This window comes from Chryseobacterium sp. DT-167, from assembly GCF_058310155.1.
This window is the reverse complement of record NZ_JBZEEQ010000003.1, coordinates 272,658-289,352: the sequence shown is the minus strand read 5'-3', so window position 1 is coordinate 289,352 and position 16,695 is coordinate 272,658. Positions and strand designations below refer to the sequence as shown.

The 16,695-nt window shown below is 35.0% G+C and carries 18 protein-coding genes; 5 read left to right on the top strand and 13 right to left on the bottom strand.

Annotated features, from left to right (window positions below; translation table 11 throughout):
• Window positions 1-27: 27 nt before the first annotated feature.
• From AC4FQ5_RS06085 to AC4FQ5_RS06055, 7 genes are all read right to left on the bottom strand, one after another.
• Window positions 28-618: a TetR/AcrR family transcriptional regulator gene (locus tag AC4FQ5_RS06085; RefSeq protein ID WP_491141603.1), complete on the bottom strand. Its 591-nt coding sequence runs from the start codon at window positions 616-618 to the stop codon at window positions 28-30.
• A 93-nt stretch (window positions 619-711) separates the two neighbouring features.
• A complete protein-coding gene (locus tag AC4FQ5_RS06080; RefSeq protein WP_491141601.1) occupies window positions 712-1,107 on the bottom strand; it encodes a MauE/DoxX family redox-associated membrane protein in 396 nt (131 codons plus the stop codon).
• Window positions 1,108-1,111: 4 nt separating this feature from the next.
• Entirely contained in the window at window positions 1,112-1,633 is a 522-nt protein-coding gene (locus AC4FQ5_RS06075) for a cupin domain-containing protein (protein WP_491141600.1), read from the bottom strand.
• A gap of 72 nt (window positions 1,634-1,705) precedes the next feature.
• Entirely contained in the window at window positions 1,706-2,551 is an 846-nt protein-coding gene (locus AC4FQ5_RS06070; protein ID WP_491141598.1) for an NAD(P)-dependent oxidoreductase, read from the bottom strand.
• A gap of 116 nt (window positions 2,552-2,667) precedes the next feature.
• The gene (locus tag AC4FQ5_RS06065) at window positions 2,668-3,786 is read right to left on the bottom strand and encodes an aldo/keto reductase (protein ID WP_491141596.1); all 1,119 of its coding nucleotides are present in this window, start codon (window positions 3,784-3,786) and stop codon (window positions 2,668-2,670) included.
• A gap of 105 nt (window positions 3,787-3,891) precedes the next feature.
• Window positions 3,892-4,875 carry an aldo/keto reductase gene (locus AC4FQ5_RS06060; RefSeq protein WP_491141595.1) on the bottom strand — a complete coding sequence of 328 codons (984 nt, stop codon included), beginning with the start codon at window positions 4,873-4,875 and terminating at the stop codon, window positions 3,892-3,894.
• A gap of 311 nt (window positions 4,876-5,186) precedes the next feature.
• Window positions 5,187-6,248 (bottom strand): NADH:flavin oxidoreductase, encoded by a 1,062-nt coding sequence (locus AC4FQ5_RS06055; protein WP_491141593.1) that lies wholly within the window; start codon window positions 6,246-6,248, stop codon window positions 5,187-5,189.
• 134 nt (window positions 6,249-6,382) lie between these two features.
• Between AC4FQ5_RS06055 and AC4FQ5_RS06050 the strand changes: the two genes are divergently transcribed.
• Both AC4FQ5_RS06050 and AC4FQ5_RS06045 read left to right on the top strand, forming a co-directional pair.
• Window positions 6,383-6,730, top strand: a complete 348-nt coding sequence (locus AC4FQ5_RS06050; protein WP_491141592.1) for a winged helix-turn-helix transcriptional regulator — start codon at window positions 6,383-6,385, stop codon at window positions 6,728-6,730.
• Between the two features lie 47 nt (window positions 6,731-6,777).
• A complete protein-coding gene (locus AC4FQ5_RS06045; protein WP_491141590.1) occupies window positions 6,778-7,404 on the top strand; it encodes a CatA-like O-acetyltransferase in 627 nt (208 codons plus the stop codon).
• Window positions 7,405-7,444: 40 nt separating this feature from the next.
• On the opposite strand, the gene AC4FQ5_RS06040 is transcribed toward AC4FQ5_RS06045, so the two are convergent.
• Entirely contained in the window at window positions 7,445-8,194 is a 750-nt protein-coding gene (locus AC4FQ5_RS06040) for an NUDIX hydrolase (protein ID WP_491141588.1), read from the bottom strand.
• Window positions 8,195-8,504: 310 nt separating this feature from the next.
• Between AC4FQ5_RS06040 and AC4FQ5_RS06035 the strand changes: the two genes are divergently transcribed.
• The gene (locus tag AC4FQ5_RS06035) at window positions 8,505-9,923 is read left to right on the top strand and encodes a sugar MFS transporter (protein WP_491141586.1); all 1,419 of its coding nucleotides are present in this window, start codon (window positions 8,505-8,507) and stop codon (window positions 9,921-9,923) included.
• Window positions 9,924-9,998: 75 nt separating this feature from the next.
• On the opposite strand, the gene AC4FQ5_RS06030 is transcribed toward AC4FQ5_RS06035, so the two are convergent.
• Together AC4FQ5_RS06030 and AC4FQ5_RS06025 are read right to left on the bottom strand one after the other, a co-directional pair.
• Entirely contained in the window at window positions 9,999-10,553 is a 555-nt protein-coding gene (locus AC4FQ5_RS06030) for a hypothetical protein (RefSeq protein ID WP_491141584.1), read from the bottom strand.
• Window position 10,554: 1 nt separating this feature from the next.
• Window positions 10,555-11,922, bottom strand: coding sequence for an AAA family ATPase (locus AC4FQ5_RS06025; protein WP_491141583.1), 1,368 nt, complete (start codon window positions 11,920-11,922; stop codon window positions 10,555-10,557).
• Between the two features lie 398 nt (window positions 11,923-12,320).
• Here AC4FQ5_RS06025 and AC4FQ5_RS06020 point away from each other — a divergent pair, with 398 nt between their 5' ends.
• Window positions 12,321-13,025, top strand: coding sequence for a DUF6261 family protein (locus AC4FQ5_RS06020; RefSeq protein WP_491141582.1), 705 nt, complete (start codon window positions 12,321-12,323; stop codon window positions 13,023-13,025).
• Window positions 13,026-13,151: 126 nt separating this feature from the next.
• On the opposite strand, the gene AC4FQ5_RS06015 is transcribed toward AC4FQ5_RS06020, so the two are convergent.
• The 3 genes from AC4FQ5_RS06015 to AC4FQ5_RS06005 all read right to left on the bottom strand — a co-directional run bounded on the left by AC4FQ5_RS06015 (window position 13,152) and on the right by AC4FQ5_RS06005 (window position 15,488).
• A complete protein-coding gene (locus AC4FQ5_RS06015) occupies window positions 13,152-14,150 on the bottom strand; it encodes an SDR family NAD(P)-dependent oxidoreductase (RefSeq protein WP_491141581.1) in 999 nt (332 codons plus the stop codon).
• Window positions 14,151-14,364: 214 nt separating this feature from the next.
• Window positions 14,365-14,751: a 2-dehydro-3-deoxyphosphooctonate aldolase gene (locus AC4FQ5_RS06010; protein ID WP_491141580.1), complete on the bottom strand. Its 387-nt coding sequence runs from the start codon at window positions 14,749-14,751 to the stop codon at window positions 14,365-14,367.
• 29 nt (window positions 14,752-14,780) lie between these two features.
• On the bottom strand, window positions 14,781-15,488 hold the full coding sequence (locus AC4FQ5_RS06005) for a DUF2071 domain-containing protein (RefSeq protein WP_491141579.1): 708 nt from the start codon (window positions 15,486-15,488) through the stop codon (window positions 14,781-14,783).
• Between the two features lie 331 nt (window positions 15,489-15,819).
• Between AC4FQ5_RS06005 and AC4FQ5_RS06000 the strand changes: the two genes are divergently transcribed.
• Window positions 15,820-16,659 carry an SDR family NAD(P)-dependent oxidoreductase gene (locus tag AC4FQ5_RS06000; RefSeq protein ID WP_491141578.1) on the top strand — a complete coding sequence of 280 codons (840 nt, stop codon included), beginning with the start codon at window positions 15,820-15,822 and terminating at the stop codon, window positions 16,657-16,659.
• Window positions 16,660-16,695: the final 36 nt, after the last annotated feature.

Here is a 16,695-nt window from a genome sequence, read left to right as displayed (position 1 = left end):
CAATTAGTATGTTTTTAAATAAAAAAATTATTGCAGACTTTCGAAATATGCTTTAAGTCCTTTTAAATAAATAAGATAAACTGACTTTGAGTTTTCCAATTTCCCTAAATTCCGCACCCCCCAGTAACCTGACATTACAAATACAGCAATTTCTTTTGCACTGACTTCATTTTTAATCACTCCATTTTCTTTACTTTTTTCAATAGCATTGATCATTTCATTTTCCCATTGCTTTGAAAGTTTATTTAAGGTTGTTGTAAAATCAATATTCCAGGGAGCCATTTCCTGAGTAAAATTAGAAGCAGGACAACCGTACTCAACTTTCAGAACTTCATTTTCCATTAAGATATGATACATTACATCATAAATGGTTTTTAGTGCATTCTCTGAATTTTGCAAAGGCTCAATAAAAGTTGAAGTAAATGACGGTTTCAGAAGCTCGTTCAGAATTGCAAGACCCATCTCGTCTTTTGTTTTAAAATGATAATAAAACGCCCCTTTTGTAACCTGAGTTGTCGCTATGATCTCATCAACACTCGTTGTCTGGTAACCTTTGGCATAGATAAGATCAAATGCTTTTTGAAGAATATTTAAACGGGTTTCCTGAGATTTTTTCATGAAATACTAACTGGTTTGTTTTGCAAAGGAATAAAATTTCCGGTTCTAAACAAACTATTTTTATAAATCATAAATTTGTTTTGTTATGGAATATTATATTATTGGTTTATTTTCTTCAATATCGTATCTTAAATAAAACCATAAAAGCACAAAAAGGTATAAAGCATGGAGTAGTTGTGCCTCAATAGCTGACCAGTTTTCGACTGAGCTGCTTCCAAAAATGAGAATGCTCATTAAGGAAATTGCAGCATAGATTGTCAATTTAGGTCTAAAACCAATCAATAAAGAAAGTCCTGTAATCGTTTCTAAGAATGGTAAAATATATCCGAAAGGAGTAATCAAAGCTTCAGGAATAACTGATTTTTCCATTGATTTTACCATTCCTTCTGCGAAGATCTGTAATTTTGGTACTCTTACCAAGCCGTGTCCTGCGAGCGAAATAGCTACGGGAAGTCTCAAAAAAAAGAAAACTGTTTTAAAATCTTTCATGGTCCTATATTTTTTTCCATATGTCAACTAAGCCTTTATTACCTATCAGAGGATCTTGAGAAGGAGTCTCAACCTCAGCTATATTTTTCAAGGCAGAATTACGTTTTCCGGTTTCGCTTTCTTTTACAAGATCGGGTTCTTTGCCATCAGGATACGCTCCTACGACCGTGAAATCTTCAGAATAACTCAGACATTTATGAGCTACTCCGGCAGGAATAACAATAATGTCACCGGCAGAAATTTTCATATTCTTTCCCTTCAAACCACCTATCAGAACTTCCGCAAACCCCTGAAAAACGCCCAAAACTTCATGCGTATTGCTGTGATAATGATGAAAGGTATAAATTCCCCATCGCCATGAATTATACCATTTGTTTTGTTTAAACTTTTCCTCAAGCCATTCTGCTCCTTTTATACCCCGGTCTGTAAAGGCATTCCGATAGATTAAAAGTGGATATTTACTGTTTGGAATTATTCCGTCATCAGTAAAAAAGTATTGTTCGGGGCTTGTCTCTAAATTTAACACAGCAAAAAGTTTTACAGATAATTATTATAGGTTTTCTAATGACATTATGATAATTATTACTGATGCGTTTATTTATTTTTTGAGATAATTGATAATTCCAATGACATCATCTTTACCGAAACCCGCATCATGGGCTGCCTGGTAAGTTTCTGCCAAGGTTTTCGATAACGGATAGTCTGCTCCTGCATTTCTGGCAAGTAAAATATCTTTAAGCATTAAATCCAAAGCAAAAGCCGGTACAAAATTCTCATCAATTAACAGAGGAGTTTTCACCTTGGTAGCACCGCTTCCGCTGGCACTTTCATTAATGATTTCCAACATGTCTTTCCGGTCAATACCCAATGAATCTGAAAATAAAACTGTCTCTGCCAAACCCTGGTACAATGCAGAAATAAAATAATTCACGGAAAGCTTTGCTGCCAAACCTTTTCCATTTTTGCCAAGATGCTTAATGCTTTTTCCTAGCTTTTGTAAATATGGATCTGCGCGCCGTACGTCTTTTTCTTCACCTCCGATCATAATGATCAAAGTTCCTTCAGCAGCAGGTTTTGTACTCCCAGCGACAGGTGCGTCAATGAATGAGGCTTCTTTTATTTTTAGAGCATTTCCGATTTCGGTTGAGGCTTCGGGAGAAACGGTGCTCATGTCCACGAATAATTTCCCGATAATATTGAGTTTTAAAACTTCTTCATACACTGCTTTCAAAGCGTCATCATTAGTCAGCATTGTAAAGATGATATCACTGTTTTCCACAAGCTCGGTTACACTTTTGCAGACTTTTGATTTTTCTTTAAAATCATCTGCTTTTTCAATTGTTCTGTTAAAAACTGATAATGGAATTCCTGCTTTTTCAAGGTTTTTTGCCATCGGATGTCCCATATTTCCTAAACCTATGAAACCTATTTTTTCTGAATTCATTTTACTTTTTTAAATTAATAACTCTTTAATTTTCTCTTGGAATCTGAAATCGTACGATTCAGTCTTTCAAAAACTGATGCTTCTGTTAGTCTCTAAAGATATTTATATTTCGCTATTTATCCTTTGGGTATCGGAGCAGCGGCTTCAATTAGTTTCTCCTTTTTAAGTTCAGCCCAGAAATCTGCGGGAATTTTTGCGAGAAAAGATGCTGCATTTTCCTGCGCCTGTTTTACGGTGTGCGCTCCGGGAATTACACCTGAAACTATATCCGGAGCTGCTGCAAACTGTAATGCGGCAGTTCTGAGATCTACTTTATGATTATTGGCAACTCTTTGTAATGCTGCTAATTTTTCTTTGACACCAGTTGGAAAATCTCCATTGTATAAGTACCTGTCTTTTCCTGAAAGGAAACCGGCACATAAAGGTGCTCCCACCACAATCGATATATCTTTTTCAGCAGCTTTCGGGAACACTTTATTCAAGTCATCCTGATGATGAATCAAAGAATATTGACATGCAGAAAGGAAAATATCCGGATCTGAGACTTCGATTGCTTTCAAAATAGGTTCAATGGTATTGACACCAAATCCCCAACCTTTGATTAAACCTTCTTCACGCATCTTGATCAGCTCCGGCATTGCTCCTTTTGCCGCAATATCAAAATATTTTATCCAGTCGCCTTTCATATCTTTATTATCAGGTGACAAATCGTGAATGAAAACGATGTCCAGTGATGCTATTCCCAATCTCTGCAGACTGTCTTCTACACTTTTTCTTGCTCCTCCAGCCGAATAATCATATTCATAAGAGAAATTAAGCTTTCCTTTCCATAGACCGTCTAATTTGAAATCATCATGAGGCTTCAGTATTCTTCCTATTTTGGTAGAAAGGGTAAACTCATCCCGTTTTTTATCTTTAAGGAACATTCCCATTCTGTGTTCACTGATTCCCAAACCGTACCAAGGTGATGTATCGAAATAACGGACACCCGCATTCCAGGCAGCATCTATGGATTGTAGACATTCTATGTCGGGATTGACATTGAAACCGTTTCCTAGTGCAACACCGCCGAAACCTGATTTGTTTTTGGGTCTGAATCTTTTATAACCTGAGTTTTCAAATTTTTCCATATTGTCTTCTTTAAATAAATCTGATGCGAATGCCGGAACTGCAGATGAAGCCATTAATCCCGCTGCTGCAAGTCCGCTGTTTTTGATAAATGTTCTTCTTTCCATTTCTAATATTTTGTTTATGATGTTGTGATTAATAAATATTCTTTATCAGATTGTTTTTGGTTTCAGACCGACATAAATGATTTTTCTTAAACAACCTTGGCTGAACTAAAAAGTATTTACTAAATCATCAATTGTTTTTAACTCTTCTTTGGTTAAATTAATATTAACTGATTTTGCATTTTGCACAGCCTGCTCAGCATTTCTTGCTCCTGCTAAAGCGACTGTAATTCCAGGTCTTTCAATTGTCCATCTCAAGACAAGTTGTCCTAAAGAAGCATGATGTTGCTCTGCAATAGGTTTTATTTTGTCTAAAAGCTGATTGGTCTTTTTAATGAAATCTGGCTGGAAATGTGGATGATTTGCTCTATGGTCACCATCCTGAAATTTGTAATCTGGTGTGATCTTCCCTGTCAGCAAACCTCTTTCCAACGGACTGTACGCCAAAATAGATTTGTTATTTTCAATACAGTAGGGAACAGTTTCCTTTTCAATTTCACGATTCACCATGCTGAACGGAATCTGATTTGAAACCAAACTCAGCGTTTTCTCAGCTTCAGCCATCTGCTCCGCATTATAATTACAGACTCCTGCAAAACGTACTTTTCCCTGCTCAATCAATCTTGAAACGGCTTCAAAAGTCTCATCAATCGGAGTCGTAGAATCTGGCCAGTGGATTTGGTACAAATCGATATAATCTGTTCCTAATCTTTTTAAACTTTGTTCACATTCATACACGATACTTTCTTTTCCGGCATATTTGTAGATATCGATCGCATCACCATTATTTTTGAAGCTGTTAAACCCAAAATCTCCTTTTGCAAGATCCCATCGCATTCCGAATTTTGTCAGGATCTGAACTTTATCTCTCGAAATTCCTTTGATCGCCTCACCTACAATTTCTTCGCTGGTTCCCTGTCCGTAAATTGGTGCAGTGTCGATTGATGTTACGCCCGCTTCATAAGACGCTTTTATGGCTTCGATAGCATCGTTTCTATCTGTACTTCCCCACATCCAGCCTCCTGCAGCCCAAGCTCCGAAAGTAATTGTTGATATTTTTAAATCACTGTTTCCTAATTTTCTGTATTCCATTTTAATTTTTTATGAGTATGAGTAATATTTATCTGTATTTTGATGGTGGATATGTTACGATATTAAGAATCCAACTTGTAGCTTGTATTCACTTGATGTTTTTACAAACTCTTATAAGAATTATCCATTTCTAATTCTAGAATTGTTTATCAGCCTACAAAACATCAAAAAATCGACCAAGTTTTGTTTTATTGATCTCAATAAATCTTACTTTATTCTTAATCTTTAAAAAAGAAACTGATTTTGAGAGAATTTTAAATCAAAAAAAGCAGCCTCATAACGAAACTGCTTTTACTAACTATTAAATCAAATTAATATAATATGCCAAGACTTTCAGCAGAAAAATCTGAAATTTCCTCGGTTCTTCCTTCTTTTATTTTTTGTACCCACTGATGATCTGTCAGTAATGCACGGCCTACTGCAACCAGATCAAAATCCTGACGATCAAGCCTGCGAGTTAATTCGGTGAGATCAGCTTTTTCACTTCCTTCGCCAGCAAATGCACTCATGAAATCACCTTTTAAACCAACAGATCCTACAGTAATTGTCGGCTGACCTGTAACTTTTTTCGCCCAACCTGCAAAATTTAAGTCAGAACTTTCAAACTCAGGTTCCCAAAAACGACGTTGTGAACAGTGGAAAATATCAACTCCCGCTTCTTTCATCGGTAGAAGCCAATCTTCCATTTCAGATGGGGTAGCTGCCAATCTGGTTTTGTAATCCTGCTGTTTCCATTGAGAAAGGCGAATGATGATCGTAAAATCTTCACCTACCGCAGCTCTCATCGCTTTGATTACGTCTACTGCAAACTTACTTCTTTCTTTTAATGTTTTCCCGCCGTATTCATCAGTTCTTGTATTGGTTACTTCCCAGAAAAACTGATCAATCAGATAACCGTGAGCACCATGAATTTCTAAACAATCAAAACCCAGATCTTTGGCAGATTTTGCCGAAGCTGCAAACTGTGCAATCGTATCCTGAATATCTTCTAAAGACATTGCAGAAGCTTTTTCCATATCTACAGCCGGATAGTCAGGTGAACTCCTCGTATCACCGACGTGCCAGATTTGAGGACCCATTTTTCCGCCATTCCTGTGTACGGCATCAATCACATTCTTCCAGCCCTGTAATGCTTCCGTTCCGTAAAAGTCGGGAATGTTTTGCATATTTTTTGATGCAGGTCTGTTGATTACCGTTCCTTCAGATAAAATTAAACCTACATGAGAAGCAGCACGTCTTGCATAGTACTCTTCAATTTCTTTGGTAGGAACTCCATTATCTGATTGCGCTCTGGTCATCGGTGCCATTACCAGACGGTTGTTTAAGGTAAGATTTTTATAAGTGAAAGGTGTAAATAATGTATTTATACTCATTTTAATTAAATTTAAATGTTCTATTTTATTGTTACACAAAGTAACTAATAATAGTTCGGTTTTGTATCTTAAGAGTAAAAAAAAACAGGTAACTTTGCTGTAACCTATATTAGTAACCAATCAGTAACCAAACCATGAGACAAGAAAAAATTAAACACTGCAGCTGTCCGCTCGGAAAAGCCATGTCGGCTTTGGGCAGTAAATGGAAACCCGTCATTGTTATGGTCATTAAAGACCGTATTTTAAGATTTGGCGAAATTGCCGCAAGAATTTCAGTCATTTCCCGAAAAGTTCTGACAGATCAGTTAAGGGAGATGGAAGAAGACAACCTTATCATCAGAGAAGAATTTAAAGAATTGCCGCCAAGAGTAGAGTATAGGCTTACTGAAAAAGGGTTGGCATTATTACCGATTCTTAATTTACTTGAAGAATGGGAGCAACAATTTGACACACCAGAAAAAAAAATTGAAATTCCGGTTTAATTACATTCAAATACATTAAAAAACTACTAACAATATACAGGAAACAAATGAAAATCATAGACTTCGAAAAATGGAATAGAAAAGAGCATTTTGAATTTTTCTCTAAAATGACAAGTCCATATTTCGGTTTCACTACAGAAGTTGACTGTACAAAAGCCTATGACAGAGCAAAGGAAAAAAATTACTCGTTCTTTGCATACTATCTATATAAATCGATGGTTGCAATAAATTCTGTAGATGCACTTAAGATGAGAATTGTAGATGATCAGGTAATTTTATATGACGAAGTGCACGTAGGAAGTACCATCGGAAGAGCAGACGGAACTTTCGGATTCTCTTTTTTTCATTATTCAGAAGACTTTCAAATCTTTAACAAAAGTTTACAGGATCAGATAAAAGCCGTTCAGAATTCTGTCGGATTAGGAATCAGTAATGATGCTTTGCCAATCAATCACATAAGACACACTACAATTCCCTGGAATTCTTTCAGCGCATTGCTGCATCCTACTAATTTTGATCCCAAAGAATGTATTCCTAAAATAGCTTTTGGGAAATTTAATTTAAGAGATGGTAAAAGATATCTGCCGGTTTCTATCGAAGCACATCACGGTTTGGCAGATGGGCTTCATCTTTCAAAATATCTTGAGGAATTTCAGAGACAGCTTGATCTGTAAGATCGTAAGCAGAAATTGAGACTTTCCGATTGATAAGATTCTACCAATTATTCAAACCGTTTTCTAAAGCTTTTTTATAATTTTCTTCGTCAAAAGAATATAGATCAGGAGATTTATGAGCGCCACCACGACGCTGCTCGTCTAGCTTTCTAAGAATTCCTAAATTTTTGATTTTTCTGTAGAAATTTCCTCTGTTAAGCTCTTTTCCTAAAATAGTTTCATATAATTTCTGTAATTCAGAAAGCGTAAATTTCTCCGGCAAAAGATTGTAGCCAATCGGTTTATAAGAAATTCTTTCTCTTAAAGTTAATAAAGCTTTCTCAATAATTTCACGATGATCCATCGCCAGATCAATTTCCGGAAGCTGGCTTAAATAAATCCATTCACATTTATCACTGAATTCATCAATGATCAGATTGGCATTATCCGGATTATACAACGCATAATATCCTATTGAGACAAACCGCTGCTTGTGCCACAGAGAATCATCAAAGTCTTCAAAATAAAATTCACTTCTTTTTTTCTTACCAAAAACTGCAAATTCTTCCAGATAAACATCAGAAATACCTGCTCTTTCTTTCAAAACTCTTTTGGCAGCGTCGTCCAGATCTTCATCTTTTTTTACATATCCTCCCGGCAAAAGCCACTGTTTGCGATAGGTCATTTGAAGGAGAAGAACTTTTAGCTCACTTTTATCAAAACCAAAAACGACAGGGTCAGTCGAAAGATGTGGAAGAAAAAGATCTTTTGCTTCTTCAGATTTTTGTAAAAACTGTTTTTGTGAATCCATATATTTTAAAAATACCTAAGGTTACAAATTTAATATTAAAAATTAATTATTTATTAAAAATCATGCCGTCTACAAATTTTAAAGCGTTTTTGAAATTGAAATTATAATATCTGCATATCAAGATGTGACAAAAACAGATGATCAAAAACTGGAAGAGATTCGTATGTTGACAATAGGATATAGCATTAAAACATGATTTTCATTGGCAAAGCTGTCAGATAATTTTTTTTAAAAATTATTGTCTCAAAATAAGAAATTACCAGCAAAAGAGGTTATCTTTAGCCTTTTTTACTTAATAAACTGAATGATTATGACGAACGACGTACAATCAAAAAGGAATTACACTATTCCTTTGATCACTATCACACTGCTATTTTTTATGTGGGGATTCATCACTTGCATGAATGACATCCTGATTCCTTACCTGAAACAGCTGTTTAATCTGACCTTTTTCGAATCGATGCTGGTACAGTTCTGTTTCTTCGGTGCTTATTTTATAGGTTCGCTGATTTATTTTCTTATCTCAATGATTGGTGGCGACCCTGTCAACAAAGTAGGATACAAAAAAGGAATTCTTTTCGGAATTTTCCTTGCGGCTTTTGGCTGTATACTGTTTTATCCTGCAGCTACATTTTCTTCTTACGGACTTTTCTTAGGAGCTTTATTTGTACTGGGATTAGGATTTACCGTTTTACAGATCACCGCAAATGCTTATGTGTCACTTTTAGGCTCCGAAGAATCGGCATCAAGCCGTCTGAATATGACACAGGCTTTCAATGCATTCGGAACTACTATTGCCCCGGTTTTGGGCGGTCATTTAATTTTCGAATTCTTCTCTTCAGCTGACGGATCTTTCTCTGCAGTTGCAACAAGAATCCCATACCTCATCTTTGCAGGAATTTTGCTTCTGGTGGCTTTATTGATTTCAAGAGTGAAGCTTCCTTCTTTTCAGACAAATGAAGAGGAAATTGTAAAAGGTTTGGGAGCATTAGAGTATACGCATCTTTTATTCGGAGTCTTTGCGATGTTCTGCTATGTCGGTGGGGAAGTAGCAGTAGGAAGCTTTATCATCAGTTTCCTTGAGCAGCCGCAAGTAATGAATCTTACTGAGGTGGTAAGCAAAAACTACCTGTCACTGTATTGGGGAGGCGCAATGATCGGGCGTTTCCTGGGTGCGATCTCACTCAATCAGTCATTAAGCCAGAGCAAAAAAGCCATCTATATGTTGGGTGCAGCAATTGCTGTTTTCCTGGTGATCTTCAGTATTGTTGATCTCACTTTTGCACAGATCAGTTTCTTCTTGGTATTTATTGCTTTGAATTTTGTGGCATTCTTCATCGGGAAATCGGCTCCGGCAAGAACACTTTCCATCTTTGCAGGAATCAATGTTGTATTATTGATTTCAGCAATGTTGAATCATGGCGAAATGGCAATGTACAGCATTTTGGGAATCGGGATTTTCAATTCGATTATGTTCTCAAATATCTACACACTGGCAATTTCAGGATTAGGAAAATATACGAGTCAAGGTTCTTCTTTAGTCGTAATGGCGATTTTGGGAGGTGCGATTGTTCCTATCGTTCAGGGATATTTAGCTGATATTTTCGGAGTTCAGCACTCATTTATTATTCCTGTGTTTTGTTACTTGATTATCCTGATTTTCGGGGCATATTGCACTAAATATCTGGGTCACGTAAAACAAGATGTTGATGCGAAATCGGGACATTAAGATTTGAATTTTATATAGGAAAAACCTGCTTTGAGCAGGTTTTTTTGTTTTTGCAATTTACTATTTTGACTTTGATTATTTGTCAAAATTTGTAAAATCACAACCTATATTTTCAACACTATCTACGAAATTTTTAAAAGAAATTGAATTCTTGTATGCTATTTCAGGACAGAAATCTTTCAAAACCTTCAAACAATCTGTTGATTTACTGTATGAACCGAAAATCTTCTTTAATTGTGCATTTCCATTAATTCCATCTATACAAACTGGTGGAGGAATTTTTTCTGAAAATAATCTTAAATCTGCTAACAGCCAATTCTCAATCATTCTATCTGCAATACTTATTCTAATATCTTGGTCTTGAAATCCCAAGACAACTAATTTTTCATTTAGGTAATTGGCAATGTCTTTACAGCTTTGAGATCGCTGTTCTTTATCAATAATAATTATTATTGGATAATATTTATTATTAAATAATCTTATATACGAAGCTAATCTATCAGCAATTGCATCTAAACTTACATCTTTTCCATTCAAATCAGTTCTTCTCACTGGACGATTTGGACAAATTTTATCAATAATATTTTTTTCTGTAAAACCGTCTACTATAAATGCGGGGTTTTGTTTCATATTAAAATAATGAATTTGAAAAATAGAAATGCCCCAAACCTAATCCCGAGTTTGAAATTTCGTTCTTTATTAAATTAATATCTTCTATTCTAATTGCTTGGGTAGCACCATCAATAAGTTCAATAAAAATAAGTTCACTAGGCTCTGAGTAATTAAGCAGTGATTCACTATGAGTAGTCATAATGACACATGACTCATCACTATTATTCTCAATATGGTTTCTCATTATTTTGACGATTTCGGCTTGCATCCAAGGGTGTAAAAAGTTTTCTGGTTCTTCAATTGAAAATATTGAATTAGATGTTAAGATTGCTGTGATTAATGTTATCCATTTTATTGTTCCATCAGACATCGCAGATAGGGGGAGGACAGAGTTATAATCATTGGCATTTATATTTATTTTAACCACTAAGCGATTATCAAATGGATCATTTATAACATCCATACTATCAATGGTTTTATTTGCCAATTTTAAGTAACCAACAATACTCTCGAGATTCTCTTTTTTATATTTATTTTCTATATTTCTTGAAAAAATTACAAAAGGAAAATCAGTAAAGCTTTCTTTTATTCTCTCATTTTTAATTGCGTATAAAGTTGCAGCTAGACCTGATCCATCTTTTTTAATTCCTGGAGGATTTGCTGCATCCTCAGCTTCCTTTACTTTACTTGGCACTATATTAAATGTTTCTCCACCTTTTAAATCTCTTATAACACTAATAACTTTAGTTTCTAAGACAGAAAATAAAAATTGTAAAATACTATTATGACTGACATCACCTCTTTCTAAATATTTCGAAATAAAACTTTTGTCTAATTCTTTCTTACTTTTTCTTCCAGAAGAGGTCTCTCTAAGAAAATAAGAATTTTTAAATTTATCTTTTTCAATTCTAAAATTTTCAATCTTAAAATCATTATTTTCTTCAACTCTTAAATCAATTTCTAAATCCCAATTTTTTATCTCTGATTCAGTTGACTCAAATTTTGAAGTAGTTTTAACTTTAAATGATTGGTATGAATAATATATATTATCCAAATCAAATGAATTACTTATTACTGCCGAAAATTCATATGTTATATACCTTTTACTATTATCTACAGATAATTTTCTAGATCCTTGAACCTTAAAAGATATTTCTTTTTCATATTCATCAAATGAAATCTTCTTAAAAATTGATCCTGCGCCACCAACTTTACTTATTGCATTTCCTATATGCTCGGTGCAAATCAAGGATAGAAACTCGAAAAATAATATTATATTAGTTTTACCAGAACCATTTGGACCAACTAATATATTTAATCCCTGATTCAATTCTAAGGAAAAATTGTTTAGAGATTTGAAACCATTTACTTCAATCTTAGTTATCATGATGATTTATTTGTTTTTTAAAACTAAAAGTTACCAAATATATACAAACCAATGCTATAAACCTTACGGCTTTCCGTAATCTCAAAAATAAACCATTCCCAATTCTAATCCCTCAGTATTTCCACTGAAATTCAAACCATAAAAAAAGCACCCATTTCCAAACCTAACAACTTCGCCAGAGATCACAAAACGACCGTTTTGCAACCAAACAACTTTTACTTTTGTTTCAAAACAACTGTTTTGTAACAAAACACAATTGGAGGAAGTGTACCACAGTTCGGTTGAAACAAAACACAAAATTGTTTTGTTTCCCACAAAATACTTGGAACCAATCAATAATTTATTTACATTTAAAACCTATAATTAGTGAATTAAAAACAAGTAAAAACACATTTTGTATGAAAATTACATTATCAAAATTGAGTACCAAAGATTTGGCTACTCTTTCTCAAAGAATTATCAATTCTGCAGAATCAGGAAATTTCGCTGTCATCAGCAATCATCCTTTGCTTACAGAATTTAAAACGATGTATGCAGACTATGATGAGGTGTATACAAAACAAATCTATAGCGGTAAAGGAGTAAATGTTGCAGAAGCAGACAGACAGCGAGACAACGCTTTTAGAGTCCTGAAAAATTTCCTAAACGGTTATCGAAAAATGACCACCTTAAATAATTTTCAGTTTGCAGAAGACATCTATCAGATTTTTAAAGTTTACGGAATAGATATGGATAAAGAAAGCTATTCTACCCAAACCGCGCAGATGAAAAAACTTATCGAAGAACTTGAAAAACCTGAGAACACTCAAAAACTCAATGCGCTTTTATTACTTCCCGCTTTTAATGAAATGAAGTCTAAGCAACAAGTTTTCGAACAGATATTTTCAGAACAGGTAAATGCAAATGCAACTCTTCGACAGATGAAAAGTGCATCCGCAATCCGCAGAGATTTAGAAAAAATTTTAAAGTCTTTCCTCAACCTCATCACTGCCATGAAAGACATCACAGACTGGAAACTTTTGTATTCAGATATCAATGAACTGGTAAAAGCAGCGAAACAATCTAAACAAAGTGGAGAAATTAAAGGAGAGAATAATCCTTAAATCTTTTCTTGAATTACAGAACTTTTTGAATAAATAATTACCATCTAAAACAAAATAAACCCCGACTTTCGATCGGGGTTTATTGCTATTATTTAAATAAATTCGTTTTGATTAAACTTCTAAATCTCAGTTATTTTTAGAACTTCTGGAAGTAAAAAACATATACGCTAAACCTAACGTAACTCCAGCTGCCATTGCCAATTTTGTTTTCTTACTTGGAACCGGGAGAGAGGTTTCTCCGTAGATCTGATGAGGTTCGGGTGATGATTCCAAGACATTTCCTGAGGTGGGTTCTCCGTTTTTCAGTTTCATCATCATTCTCATTCCGGCAGATGCGGTGTTGATGATGGCTTTCGGGAACATTCCGTACACATTGACTAAAAGTCTTGATGTAAAATCCGGGAATAAATCTTTTTTGGGTTCTTTCGCAAGCTGAACTATTTTTTCAGCCGTATCACGCGGATCGGCTGCAAACGGCGGAACTTTAAAATCTAGTCCGGAATACTTTGCCGAATGTGCATTTCCTGTAGAACGCTGAATCTGAGGATACAGGTTGGCAATGTGAATATCTTTAAAATCTGAAATTTCACCCTGCAGACATTCCATCATTCCACGGATGCCAAATTTTGTAGCGGAATACACAGCGCTGTACGGAGCAGGCATAAATCCGCCAATCGATACATTGTTGATGAGAATTCCCTCATTCTGTTCCTTAAAAATCGGGAGTACGCTATACGCTCCGTGCATATATCCGAAAAGATTGGTTTTAATGACCTGCTCGTGAAGCGACATCGGGATTTCTTCAAATTTTCCGCTTGCCATAACTCCGGCATTGTTTACCCAGATATCGATTCGTCCGAATTCAAGAATAGCTCTTTTAACTAAATTATCGACTTCTTCCGCTTTAGAAACATCGGTAGGAACGGCAATTGCTTTTACCTCGAGTTCCTTGCAGAGGTTCAAGGTTTCATCCAGAGCTTCCTGTCCGCGGGCTGCGATGACGATATTACAGCCTTCCAAAGCAAAAGCTTCTACGGTGGCTCTTCCGACTCCGCTGCTTCCGCCCGTTACAACTACCGTTTTTCCTTGCAGACTTCTTTTTTCTAAGTTATTTTCTGATTTCATATTTTGGTGATTTTGAATAGATAAGTTTATACTTTAATCTATCTATTTTTGCACCAAAGCGTTATAAAATCATATTTATTTTAAAGAAAAGGTAAGGTTTTGAAAATAAATTTTGACAGAATACTTTTTTCGTAAATATTCTTTAAGATAGTTTGGCTAAAATTTAAAAACTGTTACTTAATTTTATTGAAATTGGGGAGATGTATATCCTGGCTTATTTTATTTTAAATCCTACCGGAGCCATTGTTTTTGCTTTATCATACATATTAAGATAAATGGTGACGGTGTCTTTTTTACCCTCATATGTGATGGTATATTTGTCAAGCAATCCCATACCAAACGGACTGTTTTTCGATTTAAACTCACAACAGCTACCATATCTTTCATAAGAAACTTTTTCTCCGTTGGATCCGGTAAGAGAATTCAGATAATTTCTTTCGTTAAGAGGACCATTTCCTACACCGCCGACTTTAACGGGATTTTTCTCCGTAAAACCATAAGTAGAATCTGTAGAAGAGTTGTTTGTATTTGCTATAGTTTTAGTTGTTTTGCACGATGATATTGCTATGACTGCCACAGTGCTTAAAAGAAGTTTTTTCATGGTATTTTTTTAAAAGTTATTATTGTTTTTTATTTGTTTTTTTCACTTATCCATTCATGTTCGATGTTTTTCATCAGTAAGGCATTGTCAAATTTCACAGAGCCTTTCGGAAAGATATTTTCATCTTCAAAAAAACTCGATTTTACATTTGAAACATCTAGTGGTTGTACTTCCCATTTGTAAGCATTTAATCTTAATCCCTCAAATTTATTTTTATTCGGAGAAAATCCCAAATCTCCTTTCTTAAAAAAATCGGATGCATTTTCCAGATTTTCAAAGATGGAATTTTTATTGAAATTTTTTGCTTCTATGGCATCAATAGAAATTTCAGTATCATCTGAGCTTTTAAAATTAATATGATAATTTTCTTTCTGTTCTTCTACATTAAATTTTGCTAAATAATGCTTTCCTGGAAATATTCTTCCGCCAACAAAGCTGTTCAGCAATAGGGAAGTATCTCTTCTCGGAATATAAACTCCAGACTTCGATACATTACCTTCATCCCATTCCACAGCAATTCTGTGAGCACCGTTTTCTGAATTTATTCCTAAAAAATCTGGGAGACCTTTGGGTTTTATATGCTTTAGCCTGATTAAACATATTCCTACGATTGCTTTGTCCTTATAAATCTCAGGACGAAAAGGATAAGGAATTATTTTTTCAACCACTTTGGGATCAGCAGTAAAATTAATTAAGATCCGCCGGTCAATATATCCGTGAATGGTGGGAATTTTCATAAGCAGGAATGTTTAATAAGAAAGACGTATGAATCTGTTTCTTTACTTTAATAGTCCTGCCTTTTCTGATGAAATCAAGCACTGCATTATTATTTTCCTTGTGAGAATATTTCATATATTACTGATCTGCGATTTTTTGCAATTTAAATTTCATTATGCTTATATTATCTTAATTTTAGTTTTCTTCATTGAAAAATTAAAATAATAAAATAAATTACTCGTAAATTCAGATCTGTGTTTCAGCTACAACAAGCATTGATTTAGCTACATCCGGATTTTAGATTCTGACCAACTTTGTAATGTAAAAATTAATCAATTAAAACAATCAAAAATGGACACAAAAAAAGTATGGTTCGTGACAGGAGCTTCTAAAGGATTAGGATTAACTTTAGTAAAAAGACTATTGGCAGAAGGTTATTCTGTAGCAGCAACTTCCAGAAATATTGCTGACCTTCAGAAAGCGATCAGTGAAGAAAACAATTCATTTCTTCCGCTTGAAGTTGATTTGATAAATGAAAATTCTGTTGCGGAGGCAGTTTCAAAATCATTAGAAAAATTCGGGCAGTTGGACGTCGTGGTGAACAATGCGGGATACGGACAACTGGGAACACTGGAAGAGCTTACCGACGAAGAAAGCCGTCAGAATTTTGACACGAATGTTTTCGGATCGCTAAATATTATCAGAAAAACGATGCCTTATTTAAGAGATCAGAAAAGCGGTTTCATCATCAATATCGCTTCAATTGGCGGATTGACGGGCGAGTTTGCAGGTTGGGGGATTTACTGTGCCACCAAGTTTGCAGTTGTTGGATTTACGGAAGCTTTAGCGGCGGAAGTAAAAGAATTCGGAGTGAATGCAACAGTGGTTTATCCCGGATATTTCAGAACTGATTTCCTGACTGGCGGCTCGCTCAGAACTCCGAAAAGTGAAATTGATTCTTATACTCTGGCAAGACAGCTTCAAATAGCACACGAAAAGGACATCAACGGAAATCAGCCGGGAGACCCGGAAAAAGCAGCTCTGGCTTTGATAGAATTGGCAGCAATGGAAAATCCGCCGGTACATTTGGTTTTAGGCTCAGACGCATTCCAAATTGCCGGAAACAAATTAAATGCGCTTCAAAGTGAAATTTCCGATTTTAAAACATTAAGTGAATCCACAGATTATTAAATTTGTAAAGGCAACGGTTTTCTGCTGTTGCCTTTT